Origin of the sequence: Dactylosporangium sp. NPDC005572 (assembly GCF_040605515.1) — a bacterium.
In the GTDB taxonomy this organism is placed as follows: domain Bacteria; phylum Actinomycetota; class Actinomycetes; order Mycobacteriales; family Micromonosporaceae; genus Dactylosporangium.
In genome coordinates this window covers 177,830-190,524 of sequence record NZ_JBEXCY010000001.1, presented here as the reverse complement: position 1 = coordinate 190,524, position 12,695 = coordinate 177,830, and the positions used below count along the sequence as shown (strand labels likewise).

General features: G+C 70.9%; 10 protein-coding genes. 4 read left to right on the top strand and 6 right to left on the bottom strand.

Features of this window, described 5'->3' with window-relative positions:
- Positions 1-11 precede the first annotated feature (11 nt).
- Entirely contained in the window at positions 12-446 is a 435-nt protein-coding gene (locus ABZS66_RS00745) for a nuclear transport factor 2 family protein (RefSeq protein ID WP_354753807.1), read from the bottom strand.
- 165 nt (positions 447-611) lie between these two features.
- On the opposite strand from ABZS66_RS00745, the gene ABZS66_RS00740 reads away from it, so the two are divergent.
- The 3 genes from ABZS66_RS00740 to ABZS66_RS00730 are packed head-to-tail and all read left to right on the top strand — an operon-like array spanning position 612 to position 4,342.
- The gene (locus ABZS66_RS00740; protein WP_354753805.1) at positions 612-1,823 is read left to right on the top strand and encodes an FAD-dependent oxidoreductase; all 1,212 of its coding nucleotides are present in this window, start codon (positions 612-614) and stop codon (positions 1,821-1,823) included.
- Between the two features lie 31 nt (positions 1,824-1,854).
- Positions 1,855-3,312 (top strand): NAD-dependent succinate-semialdehyde dehydrogenase, encoded by a 1,458-nt coding sequence (locus ABZS66_RS00735; protein WP_354753803.1) that lies wholly within the window; start codon positions 1,855-1,857, stop codon positions 3,310-3,312.
- Positions 3,313-3,325: 13 nt separating this feature from the next.
- Positions 3,326-4,342: an NADP-dependent oxidoreductase gene (locus tag ABZS66_RS00730; RefSeq protein ID WP_354753801.1), complete on the top strand. Its 1,017-nt coding sequence runs from the start codon at positions 3,326-3,328 to the stop codon at positions 4,340-4,342.
- Positions 4,343-4,430: 88 nt separating this feature from the next.
- Here the strand turns inward: ABZS66_RS00730 and ABZS66_RS00725 are convergent, their stop codons facing one another.
- On the bottom strand, positions 4,431-6,143 hold the full coding sequence (locus ABZS66_RS00725; RefSeq protein WP_354753799.1) for a class I adenylate-forming enzyme family protein: 1,713 nt from the start codon (positions 6,141-6,143) through the stop codon (positions 4,431-4,433).
- 161 nt (positions 6,144-6,304) lie between these two features.
- On the opposite strand from ABZS66_RS00725, the gene ABZS66_RS00720 reads away from it, so the two are divergent.
- Complete coding sequence (locus ABZS66_RS00720) at positions 6,305-7,168, top strand: amidohydrolase family protein (RefSeq protein ID WP_354753797.1); 864 nt, start codon at positions 6,305-6,307, stop codon at positions 7,166-7,168.
- Here ABZS66_RS00720 and ABZS66_RS00715 read toward each other — a convergent pair.
- The 4 genes from ABZS66_RS00715 to ABZS66_RS00700 form a co-directional block, all read right to left on the bottom strand.
- Entirely contained in the window at positions 7,163-8,695 is a 1,533-nt protein-coding gene (locus ABZS66_RS00715; RefSeq protein ID WP_354753795.1) for an AMP-binding protein, read from the bottom strand. The genes ABZS66_RS00720 and ABZS66_RS00715 overlap by 6 nt on opposite strands.
- Positions 8,685-9,743, bottom strand: coding sequence for an MBL fold metallo-hydrolase (locus ABZS66_RS00710; RefSeq protein WP_354753793.1), 1,059 nt, complete (start codon positions 9,741-9,743; stop codon positions 8,685-8,687). Before ABZS66_RS00710 ends, ABZS66_RS00715 begins: the two co-directional genes overlap by 11 nt.
- A gap of 6 nt (positions 9,744-9,749) precedes the next feature.
- Positions 9,750-10,190, bottom strand: a complete 441-nt coding sequence (locus ABZS66_RS00705) for a pyridoxamine 5'-phosphate oxidase family protein (RefSeq protein WP_354753791.1) — start codon at positions 10,188-10,190, stop codon at positions 9,750-9,752.
- Positions 10,191-10,293: 103 nt separating this feature from the next.
- The gene (locus ABZS66_RS00700) at positions 10,294-12,567 is read right to left on the bottom strand and encodes a CoA transferase (protein WP_354753790.1); all 2,274 of its coding nucleotides are present in this window, start codon (positions 12,565-12,567) and stop codon (positions 10,294-10,296) included.
- Positions 12,568-12,695: the final 128 nt, after the last annotated feature.

Here is a 12,695-nt window from a genome sequence, read left to right as displayed (position 1 = left end):
GCCCAGGAAGATCAGGGTGCCGCCTGGACCGGGCAGACCACCATGTCACGCCGCCGCAGGCGCCAACCGGTCTCGTCGCGGACGAACACGTCCTCGTAATGGCCCATCGTGTACGGGTGCATGCTCGAACCGGTGAAGCGGTAGGCGACGAACTCGGCAAGCCCCGAAGCGGTGTCGCCGTGGACCTCGATGACGTGGTTGCCGGCGAGTCGCAGGTTGCCGCCGCGGTCCGGAGTTGACGGAGCCCTCCCCGGCCGGCTGTCGTAGTACGCCAGAATGGCTGCTTTGCCGACGAGTTCCAGACGCAGCTCGGCACAGAGCCACACCGCGTCCTCGGACCAGACGGACGCGAACCGGGCGCGGTCGCCTCGGTCCATGCCGATCGCGTAGTTCGAGTACAGGTCCAGGATCTCGAACCTGTCCTGTAGCGCCCGTAGGTCTGTCATGCCTTGCACCCCTCCGCGCCTGGCGAAGCCGCCTCGGAACCATCCGATACTACGACCACTGCGCTCTGCTGTTGTGGCTGTATTATGTCACGACATAACTAGGCTACGGCAATACATGGGGGCCGGGCGGCCCGCTTCGTGGAGCGCAGCACAGAGGGGATCCGCATGGCGGGCTCGAACGACAACCAGCGCGTGATCGCCGTGGTGGGAGCCGGGCTCGCCGGGCTGCGGACGCTCGAGGCGCTGCGCCGGCAGGGCTGGCAGGAACGGGTCGTCGTGGTGGGTGAGGAGACCCACATGCCGTACACCCGCCCTCCGCTGTCGAAGAAGCTGCTCATCGACGGGGGCACGCACGCCGATGTTGCGCTGCGCATGCGTCCGTCCGAGCACGAGACGCAGTGGCGGCTGGGTCGCGGCGTGGTCGCCAGCGACCTCGCGAACCGCATGCTGCGGCTGGATGACGGAACCACGCTGAGGTACGACGGGCTGGTGGCGGCCTCGGGCGTCCGTCCCCGGCGGCTGCCGGACTCGGTCGGAGGCCCACGCCAGGTGATCCGCACGGTCGACGACGCCCTTGCCGTGTCGGCCCGGCTGACCCCGGGGACGCGGGTCGTCGTCATCGGGGCGGGATTCATCGGCTGTGAGGTCGCGGCGGCCGCCACGGTGCGTGGCTGCGCGGTGGCCGTCGTCGCCGTGGACGCCGTGCCGATGCAGACCCCGCTGGGCCGTCTCCTCGGGACCGAACTGCGTCGGCGGCATGCCGCGGCCGGGGTCGAGTTCCATCTGGGCACCGGCGTGGCACGGGTGGACGGCGAACGGGTTCGGCTCGCCGACGGGTCCGTGCTCCGCGCCGACGTCGTCGTGGAGGCCATCGGCTCCGTCCCCAGGACCGAGTGGCTCGCCGGCAACGATCTCGACCTGACGGACGGGGTCCGCTGTGACGGCTGGCTGCGGATGGGCGGCCGGCGGGGCGTGGTCGCCGTCGGCGACGTCGCCCGCTTCCCCAACCCACTCTTCGGCGACGATGCCCGCAGGGTGGAGCACTGGCAGGTCGCGGCCGACTCCGCGGCGCACGCCGCGACCACGCTGGTCCACGACCTCGAGGGGGTCGCCCCGGCGCCGGGCCCCTTCACCACAGTGCCGACGTTCTGGTCCGACCAGGGCGTGGTGCGCATCCGCGCGTTCGGGCTGCCGAGGCTGGGTGACCGCTGTGCGGTCCTCGAAGGCGACCTGACCGGCGAGGCGGCCATCGGCTACCACAGCAACGACGCGCTCGTCGGGGTGGTGCTGCTCGGCATGGCCCGGCAGAGCAGCACCTACCTTCGCCACCTGACCGAGGAACTGGCGAAGGCGAAGCCGGGCAGCGAGGCGCAATGATCCGGCCCTTGTCGCGTTTGGAGGAGACAGCATGGTGACCGAGCAGACGGTTCTGGACCGCGTCCCCCGGGGACTGTTCGTCGCAGGGACGTGGCGTGCGTCCGCGTCCGGCGCCGCCATCGCCGTCGAAGATCCGTCGACGACGAAGACCCTGGTGGACGTGGCTGACGCCACGGTCGACGACGGGCTGGCGGCGCTCGACGCGGCGGCCGGCGCGCAGACGCAGTGGGCGGCCACGCCGCCTCGCATGCGCGGCGAGCTGCTGCGCGCGGCGTACGAACTGCTCATCCAACGCGCCGAGGAGTTCGCGCTGCTCATGACGCTCGAGATGGGCAAACCCCTGGCGCAGTCCAGGGGAGAGGTCGCCTACGGCGCCGAGTTTCTGCGCTGGTTCTCGGAGGAGGCTGTCAGGATCGCCGGTCGATGGTCCACCGCGCCGGACGGCGCAACACGGTTGCTGACGATGAAGCAGCCCGTCGGCCCGACGCTCATGATCACGCCGTGGAACTTCCCACTCGCCATGGGGACCCGGAAGATCGGACCGGCCATCGCCGCGGGCTGCACGATGGTGGTGAAGCCCGCGCGACAGACGCCGCTGACCATGCTGGCGCTCGCCGGCCTGCTGCAGGAGGTGGGCGTACCTTCGGGCGTGCTCAACGTCGTGACCACCACGCGGACCGGTGAGCTGGTGCGAGCGCTCATGAGCGACCCGCGGCTGCGGAAGGTGACCTTCACCGGCTCCACCCCGATCGGACAAGGCCTGGTGCGGCAGTCCGCCGACCAGATGCTACGGGTGTCGATGGAGCTCGGCGGGAACGCCCCGTTCCTGGTGTTCCCCGATGCCGATCTCGACGCCGCCGTCGACGGCGCCATGCTCGCCAAGATGCGCAACATGGGGGAGGCCTGCACGGCTGCGAACCGGTTCATCGTGCACGAGTCGCTGGCCGACGACTTCGCGTCCAGGTTCGCGGCGCGCATGGCGAGCGAGGTCGTCGGCCGTGGTACCGAGGATGGCGTGACCGTCGGCCCGTTGATCGACGGCCAGCAGTTGCGCAAGGTGTCCGACCTCGTCCACGACGCGACGTCACGGGGCGCCACCGTCGTCACCGGCGGGTCGACCACCCGCGACACCGGGTACTTCTACGAGCCGACCGTCCTGACCGGCGTACCGGCGGACGCCGACCTGTTCCGCGAGGAGATCTTCGGCCCGGTGGCACCCATCACGACGTTCGCCGACGACGAGAAGGCCGTCGAGATGGCCAACGACACCATGTACGGCCTCGCGGCCTACGTGTACTCCGCCAACGTCAGCCGCGTGATCCGGGTGTGCGAACGACTCGACTTCGGGATGGTCGGGGTCAACCAGGGGATCGTCTCCAACCCCGCTGCCCCGTTCGGCGGCGTGAAGCACTCCGGCTTCGGGCGCGAGGGCGGCCCGGAGGGCATCGAGGAGTACCTCGACGTCAAATACGTCGGCATCGCTCCCTGAGCCGGAGGCGAGCGTGGAGGATCTCAACACCCGGATCGTGCTGGCCAGCCGGCCCTCCGGAGCGCCGACCGCCGACAACTTCGCCGTGGAGACGGTGCCGGTGCCGTCTCCGCGTGCCGGCGAGGTGCTGCTGCGCACCGTGTACCTGTCGCTCGACCCCTATCTGCGCGGGCGGATGGGCTCGTCGGCCTCGCACAGCTCGTCCACGCCCCCGGTGCCGATCGGCGCCGTGATGGAGGGCGGTACGGTCGCCGAGGTCGTGGCCAGCGAGGATCCCGCCGTGCGACCCGGCGACATCGTCGCGGCGGCCACCGGTTGGCAGCGGTACGCCGTGGCCCCGGCGGACGCCGTGCGCCGCCTCGACCCGACGCGCGCTGCAGTGTCGACCGCGCTGGGCGTGCTCGGCATGCCCGGGCTGACGGCGTACGCGGGCCTCCTCGAGATCGGCCGGCCGCGGCCCACGGAAACCGTGGTCGTCGCGGCGGCGACCGGTACTGTCGGGGCGACCGTCGGCCAGCTCGCGCGGATCAAGGGAGCCCGTGCGGTCGGGATCGCCGGCGGCGGGCGGAAGGTCGCCTGGCTGCGAGAGGCCGGCTTCGACGCTGCCGTCGACCACCGCGCCCCGGACTTCGAGGACCAGCTCGCGGCGGCGACGCCCGACGGCGTCGACGTCTACTTCGAGAACGTCGGCGGCAAGGTGTGGCGGGCCGTCGAGCCCCGGCTCAACCGGTACGCCCGGGTCCCGGTCTGCGGCGTGGCCTCGGCGTACAGCGCCACCGGTGCCGACAGCGGCGGCGACATCGCCGCGCTGATGTCCGGCATCCTGACCCGCAGCATCACGGTGCAGGGCTTCGTGTACCGCGACTACGAGCAGCTGCGGCCGAGGTTCGAGGAGGAGATGAGCGCCTGGGTGCGCTCGTCCGAGATCGTCTACCACGAGGAGGTGCTCCCAGGCCTGGAGCAGGCGCCCGCAGGCCTGGTCAGCCTTCTCGAGGGCCGGCACCTCGGGAAGCTGCTCGTCCAGGTGTAGGTGCAGGTGCAGGGGCAGGGCCGACGCGGCCCGGCACCTGGCGGTCGTCAGCGCACGGCCTGCCCCACCCGCTCGTACACACGGTGGCTCAGCCGCCACCGGCAGGCTGGAGGATGCCCGCGACCTGCATCTGCTGGGCGATGTCACGCTTGACGATCTTGCCGCTCGGCGTCCGCGGCAGCATCGAGCGCGAGAGCGCGATGCGGGCCGGGACCTTGAACCCGGCGAGCCGGTCGGCGAGGAACGAGCGCAGCTCGTCGGGCTCGACCGTGCTGGCGTCGTGGACCCGGACGATGGCGACGAGCTCCTCGCCGAGCGTCGGGTGCGGTGCGCCGAACGCGGCCGCCTCCACGACGTCCGGGTGCGCGTTGAGCGCCGCCTCCACCTCGGCGCAGTTGATGTTCTCGCCGCCGCGGATGACGATGTCCTTGAGGCGGCCCACGATGTAGATCAGACCGTCCTCGTCGATCCGCCCGAGGTCGCCGGTGCGGAACCAGCCGTCGCGGAACTCCTCGGAGTCCGGCATCCGGTAGTAGCCGCTGACGACCTGAGGGCCGCGGATGGCGATCTCGCCCTCCTCGCCCTGGCCCAGCACCTGTCCGTCCTCGCCGAGCAGTGCGACCTCGGCCGTTGGAAGCGGACGGCCGACGCTGTCGGGGTGCGCGGCGAACTCAGCCGCGGAGATCGACACGACACCGGACGTGGTCTCGGTCATGCCGTATCCGGTCCGCGGGGTGACGGCGGTGCCGAACCGGTCCGCGATCTGCGTGATCAGCCGTACCGGTGCCGCGGAACCGCCCATGCCGAGGATGCGCAGGGAGCCGAGGTCGCGCGTTGTCGTCGCCGCCGCGGCCAGGAACGTCTGGATCACGAACGGGGGCCCGGCCAGCTCGTTCGCTCCCTCGGCCTCGATCAGCCGCAGGGCCTCTTCGGCGTCCCACTTGTACATCAGCACCAATGCGTGTCCGGAGTACGCCGCCGTGTAGAGCGTGTTCAGCCCCGCGACGTGGAAGAACGGAAACGTCACCAGCTTGACCGAGGGCGCGGGCGGGGCCACCCGGGGCGCGCCGCCGTCGGTGGACGGGATGATGCGCACCGCGCGGATGTACTTGTTCAGCAGGGACGCCGTGTGGTTGCGGTGGGTGTGCACGGCACCCTTCGGGCGTCCGGTCGTGCCCGAGGTGAACAGGAGGGTCGACGGATCGTCGGGGCTGATCGTGCAGGCGGGCGGCTCGACGAACGCGCCGACCCCCGTGAGCAGGTCCGCGAAATCCACGAACGAACCGTCGTTCGCTGCGCAACGGACTCCGACGACGCGGCGCACACCGCTTGCGGCGAGGTCCACGTCCCGCAGGAGCGCGATGCGCTCGCGGTCCGCGAAGAGCACGGTCGGCCTGGCCTCCGCGACGAGATCCGCGAGCTCAGGGGTCTTCAGCCAGCCGTTGAACGGGACAACCACGGCGCCGAGCAGCTCCAGAGCCCAGAACGCGAAGACGAACTCCGGGTAGTTCCGCATGGCGATGCCGACATGGTCGCCCTTGACGACCCCGAGATCGTCACGCAGCGCGTGGGCCAGGGCGACCACGATGTCCCACTGCTCCGCGTAGGTCCAGCGTTCGTCTCCGTACACGACCGCCGGCCGGTCCCCGTGCGCGAGCGTGGCGAGGAACGCATCGCGCATCGTCCTCGGGTCACGGTCGAACATCTCGAGCCGGATGCCGTCGACGACCCGCTCGGTGAGGGGAAAGGGACCGCCCGGAGCGGTCAGGATGCGGAGCCGGGACGTCTCGTCCAGGGGCATGAGCGCTCGTACCTTCCGTCGTGTGCTCACGAAACGTGAGAAGTCGCGCGGCTCTGTGCTTGAGCGCTGCGATGGTGTTCCATAATAGCAAGACAAGTTCAACCTCGCTGCGGACTGCCTCACAGGCGAGCCGTGGGACGAGACGAGAGGAGTGGCGCGCCGTGGGTTCATCGGACCTGATCGTCGTCGATGCACAGATCCACGTCTGGAAGGCCTCCACGCCCGAGCGGCCGTGGCCCGCCGACGCGATCGAACCCCAGCGCGCCGAACCCCTCGAGGTGCCCGAGGTCCGGCGCCGCATGGATGCGGCCGGCGTTTCCGGCGCCCTGATCCTGGGCCCGACGTGGGAGGGTTCCCGCAACGACTACGTGCTCGAGACGGCGGCGGCGCAGCCGACCCGCTTCGGCGGGATCTGCCGCTTCCCCACGTCCGACCCTGCCGAGGTGGAGCAACTCGCGCACTGGCGCGAGGTCGAAGGGATGCGTGCGATCCGGCTGTCGCTCAATCGCGGAGACGTCGACGGCATGGTCGCCGGCGCGGTCGACAGCGGCTTCTTCACGACAGCCCAGGCCTGCGGCATCCCGATCTGTGTCTATGCCCCGGGGCGGTACGCCCTGTACCAGCGGCTGGCGGAGGACTTCCCTGGGCTCAAGGTCACCGTCGACCACGCGGCCGTCGACAGCGACGAGCTGCCGCTGCCGGAGGCGGTCAAGCCGCTGCTGGCGCTGGCCAGGCATCCCGGCATCGCCGTCAAGGTCTCGGCCCTGCCCTGCTTCGTGCGCGAGACGTACCCCTTCCCCTCGATCGCGGAAGCGGTCTACCGGCTCGTCGAAGCGTTCGGCCCCGAGCGCGTCTTCTTCGGCTCCGATCTCTCCCGCCTCCCGGTGCCGTACCCGGACCTCGTCGACGTGTTCGTCAACCACCTGCCCCGGCTCGACCACGCAGAGCGGGCCCTGGTTGCCGGCCGGGCGCTCGCGGCCTGGATCGGCTGGCCCGAGGTACTCGGCGGCGGTACCGCCTCATGAGCGGGACTTGCGGTCCCAGGTCTGGTGACTGTTGCCGCGTTCCCGCAGGACGTGCTTGGTCACCTTCTGGGTCGCCGTCACCGGCATCTCGTCCACCAGCTCGAAGTAGCGCGGCACCATGTAGTGCGGCATGCGCCGGGCGAGACTGCTCGCCATCGTCTCGAAGTCGATGCTCGTGACGCCCGGGGCCGGAAGGATGAAGACTTTGACCTCGACGCCCACGTCGTCGTCAGCCTCGACACCGACGCACGCGACCGAGGAAACCCCGGGCTCGAGGAGCACCTCACGCTCGACCTCGAAGCTCGAGATGTTCTCGCCGCGACGGCGAATCGTGTCGCGGTCCCGGCCGGCCCAGAAGTACTCCCCGTCGGCGTTCCTGCGGAAGAGGTCGCCCGTGTGGAACCAGCCGCCCTCCCAGGCCTGGGCGGTGGCGTCGGGATCCTTGAGGTAGTGTCCCTCGAACACCGCGGGGTGTGATGGTCGCAGCAGCAGCTCGCCGACCGCACCGTCGGAGACCTCCGCACCGTCGCCGTCCACCAGCTTGTAGTCGCCGTAGCCGGGGCGCGCTCGCCCGGCGGAGCCAGCGGTGGGCAGTCTCGTGTCGGCGCCGGACCCGATGGGCCCACCGGTCTCGGTGCTGCCGAAGGACGTGAGGATCCGGGGGATGCCGAACCGCTCGACGAACCTGGGCAGGTCCGGCGGCAGCGGCGCGGCGACCATGACCCGCATGCGATGCCGGCGGTCGTCCGGTGTCTCCGGCGTGGCGAGCAGCTTCGCGGACATCGACCCGACGAGGAAGCCCGCGGTCACGTCCAGCTCTCGCGCGATCTCGAAGTACCGGGACAGGGAGGGGCGGGCGCGCATGACCGCGACGGTGCCCGAGCGCATGCATCCCGCCGTGACTCCCAGACCGGCTGTGTGAAACAGGGGAAGGTCGATCAGGAACCGGTCCGCCCCGGTCAGGTTCCCGTCGCGGACGTACGCCCCCGTGGTGGACGCCTGCATGACCGTGGATGACCAGACCTTGGAAGGTCCGGTCGTTCCGGAGGTCATCAGGATCACCTCCGGGTCGGTGACCTCGATCGGTCGCCGTAACGGCGGTTCCTCAGCGACTCCCTCGCGCAGAGCGGCGGCCTCGAGCTTCCGGTAGGGGTGGAACTCCTCACGGAGGGCGGTCATCTGGTCGGGCGTGGTCACCACCACGTCCGGCCCGGCCAGGCTCAGGGGGTGGACGAGCATCTGACCCTTGAGCGCCGGGTTCATGGGCATGATGGCGGCCCCCAGGCAGCGGGCGCCCAACCAGGAGCGCACGAAGTCCGGCCCGTTCGGCAGCATGATGCCGACCCGGCCGCCCTGTCGGATGCCGTGCGACGCCAGGACGTTGGCGGCCCGGTACGCCTCCGTCATCACCTGGACGCTCGTCCAGGTCTCGCCGTCGTCGAATTCGATGACAGGGCGGCTGGGGCGCTCGACGGCGTTGCGCTCGATGACGGTGCGCAGCACAGCGCTGTCGCGGTCAAGCCACATGGGCGCCTCCGGCTGGTCGGTACACGTCTGCGCCACCGCGGCTGGGAGCGCGTTCGAGGAGCCCTCGGCGGACGAGCACCTCGAGATGGGCGGCGGTCTCCGTCGAGGCGAGGAACCGGTGCCACGGGTCCAGGTCGCGGAAGGGCCGGTCGTGGTTCGTCCAGGTGAGCCGGCGGGCGACCTCGAACGGGGTGGAGCCGCGGTCCCGTACCGCGTCGAGGGTGTCGGCCAGACGGACCTCATGATGCTCGATCAGCTCGCGCGTCCGGGCATGCAGCGAGGCCGAGGTCGGTCCATGGGCCGGCAGCAGCATGCCGTCAGGCAGCGTGAGCATGCGACCCAGGGAGTCGAGGTAGTCGCCGAGCGCGGTGCTCACGGGCGCGGACTCGAACCCGATGGACGGCGTGATGTGCGGGAGCACGTGATCGCCGCTGAAGTGGAGGCCCTGTGCCCGCTCGTGGTAGACGAGGTGTCCACGGGTGTGCCCCGGCGTGGCGATCGCGGTCACGACGCCCTGCCCGGCGCGGATCTCAGCACCGTCGACGGTCCATACGTCCGGTTCCTCGAGGACGTCGCCGCGCCGGGACACGCTGAGCCGCGACGGATCGAGCTCCTCGGCAAGGGCGGTGGCGCCGACTCGTTCGAGGTCGGCGACGATCTGCACCTCCCGCTCACCGCGCAGCAGCCGGTTCAGCTGCCGGACGTTCTCCTGTTCGCCGCTGCCCAGATGCACCGTGGCGTGCGAACGGCTCCGGATCGGCGGCGCCAGGGTGTAGTGGTCGGGATGCACGTGTGTCACGAGCACTCGACGTACGTCGTCGACACGGGAGCCGATCCCGCGCAGCGCATCGTCGAACGTGGCGACGTCGACCCTGCTCGCGTCTCCGGCGTCGATGAGGTCGACGGCACCGTCGCTGTCCCGTAGGACGTAGACGTTGACCGCGTGCAGCTCCTTGACACCGACCGGCATCGGGATCCTGAAGACCGTCGGGGCGACTTGCTCGGGACCGTTGCGGTACCAGGACTGACGCTCTGCTGTGGTTGTCACGGTGTCTCAGTACACCCCGTCGAGGCGGCGGTGGTCCCAGCTGCGGAGGCGGACCGGCTCGATGTAGACAGCGACGCGCCTGGGGGCGTGGCGCGCGATGTCGATCTCCGGCGTGCCTTGGTGGTCGCTCATCTCGGCGTGCTTCGCCCGCATCCGCGTGGTGACGTCGACAACGGTGTCCACATCGGACACGATCCTGGTGTTTCCCGTGATCATGACGCCCTGGATCTGATGGTACGGCCAGGGGATCTCGACGAGGAACGTCGCGACCGCTGCGCGCTCGAGGTTCTTGACCTTCTGCGCAGCCGCGAAGGACGTGACCACGATGCGCCGGTCATCGACGAGGTAGCCGACGTTGACCATGTGCGGTGCCCCGTCGGGTCCGACCGTGCCGAGCACGCCGAAGCGCTGCGACTCCAGGAAGGCGTAGGCCTCTTCCGCCGTCATTCGGATCTGGTCACGTCGCGACACTGCGGCTCCCGCCTTTCTTCGTGCCCACTGTTCGCCGGGAGAGGCGGCGAAGCCCCATTTCCACCCCGCCCGTCGCCGCTCAGCGGTAGCCGACGCCGACGACGGAGTACATCGGCTCGCCGACCACGACCGCACCCGAGGAGATCAGCTGCTCGATCTCCTCGCGGTCCAGGCCGGCCGCGGCCAGGATCTCCCGGCTGTACTCCCCGTGGCCGGTCGCGGTCATGATGTCGGGTCGGCGGCGCCGGCTGAACGTCGCGAGCTCATGCGGCAGGAAGGTCGAGTTGCCGTCCGGCCAGACCAGCTCGCAGATGTGGCCGCCGGCATGCGTGAGCGGGTCGGAGACGAGGTCGCGGTAGTCGCGGGCGCGCGTCGCCACCCCACCGGCGGACGCGGCCAGCTCGCGAACTCGGTCCCGGGTCAGCCCGCCCAGGGCCCTTTCGAGCCGCGCCGCCAGCTCCTCGTCCGGCGCCGCGGCGTCGCCGATCAGCCCGGCGGCAACGGCGTCCTGTGCCGAGCGGAGGTGGATGCGTACCCAGCCGTCCGTGCAGCGGTAGAAGCGCGACAGTGCCGAGGGCCCGGGGTGGTCGCGGCCGCCGATCTCGGCCGGCGGGCGCCCGGCGTACCGGACCAGTTCGCCGCTCTGCATGAAGGTGGCGGCGGTCGCAAGGGACGACGAGACGCGCTGGCCGCCCCGCCCCACCGCGCGCTGGTAGAGCGCCGCGCAGGTACCGAGGGCGGCGAGGCAGGCAACCGTCACGTCGTTGATCGCCAGGGTCGAGAACACCGGCTCGGCCGGGCCCCCCTGCCCCTGCATGATCCCGGCGAGGGCCTGGACCACCGGATCGTAGCCCGGGTGACCGCCGAGCGGGCCGCTGTCGCCGTATCCGGTGATCGACGTGGTGACGATGTCCGGCTGCGCCCGCCGCAGCGTCGCGTCGTCGAGGCGGAGCCGCTCCAGCACGCCGGGCCGGTAGTTGTCGAGCACCACGTCGCTGGCGCCTACCAGTCGCAGGAACGCGTCGTACCCCTGTGGGTCGCGCAGGTCGATCCCCAGGCCGCGCTGGCCGCGGGCGATGCCGTAGCCGCGCACTCGCAGTTCGTCGCCCTTGACGGTCTCGACCTTGACGACGTCGGCGCCGAGCGCGGCCAGCAGCATGCCGGAGTAGGGGCCTGCCAGGACCGTGCCCAGGTCGAGCACGCGGAGCCCGCCGAGCGGTCCGCCCCCGGAGGTCGCCGTCGCCTGCGCGGGAGGCGTCTCGTTGCCCGGCCGCTCCTGCCACGTCGCGCTCGACGCGAACGTGCGAGCCCGGTGTACCGGCCGGGCACCACGGGAAAGGTCGACCGGCACACCGACGGTGAGGCTCGGTCCGACCACCGGGTCGTCGAGCTCCATCCGCTGCCCGAGCGCGGCGACCTGGGGATGGTCGAGCCAGTCGTCGCGGTCGCCCACCGGGCTCGCCGGGCAGCCGGCGTCCGCGAGCGCCGTGAGCCATTGCTCGCGCGGCTTCAGCAGGAATGCCTCGGTCAGGCGGGCCCGCACCCAGTCGCGGTTGCCCGGTGCGTAGAGCTGCTCGCGGACGCCGGCGATCCGGGGGTCGTCCAGGATGTCGGTCGTGCCGAGCAGCCCGAAGGCGATGTCCTGGAACTTCGAGCCCAGTGCGCCGAGGAACAGCCACTCGTCGTCGGCGCAGCGGTACGTGCCGAACGTCGGGTTCGGCCCTCCCGGCCCGACGGTGGTCGACGGCAGCGGCTCGGTCGGGCTCACCATCATCGTGGTGATCGCGGCGACCATGGTGCCGTGCAGCGCGTCGACGACGACCCGCTGGCCGTGCCCGGCGCGGGCGCGCTCGACCAGGGCGGCGATCCCGCAGGCCGCGCCCCAGGCTCCGTGCATGTAGGAGAGGAACGGGTAGACCGAGTCGATCGGCCCGCCGCCGAACGACGTCTGCCGTCGCGCCACACCGTAGTCGGCCGCCACCATCCGGTCCCGCGTCAGCGGGTCGAGGTCGAGTTCCTCGTGCCAGTCCGGCAGATGCAGGTGGACGAGCCCGGCCGGCGGCTCGTGCCGCAGGCTCAGACCGATCGCCTCGGCCGTCGCGGTGTCGGATGTCAGCACGACGTCGGCCGACGCGACCAGCCCGGCCGCCTCGGATTGCGGGACGATCGTCTTGTTGCGGTGCCACACGACCGCGCCGGGCAGCTCGTCCGCCCAGTCGCCGGGCTCCTGGACGCGGATCACCTGTGCGCCGAAGTCCCCGAGCAGCATGGCCGCCACCGGGCCGGCGATGCCCGTGCTGGCGTCCAGGACGCGGACGGAGTCGAGGGCCGGCCGTTCGGTCTGCTGGTCCACCTGGTCTCCGTTCCGGCAAGCGTTGCTCTGGTGTGGGGCGCTTTGGGATCGCGCCTCCAATGGTGTTATATCAAAGATGGGCGCCGTCAGCACTGCTCTAATTATGGTAGTGGTCGATTGCATGATCG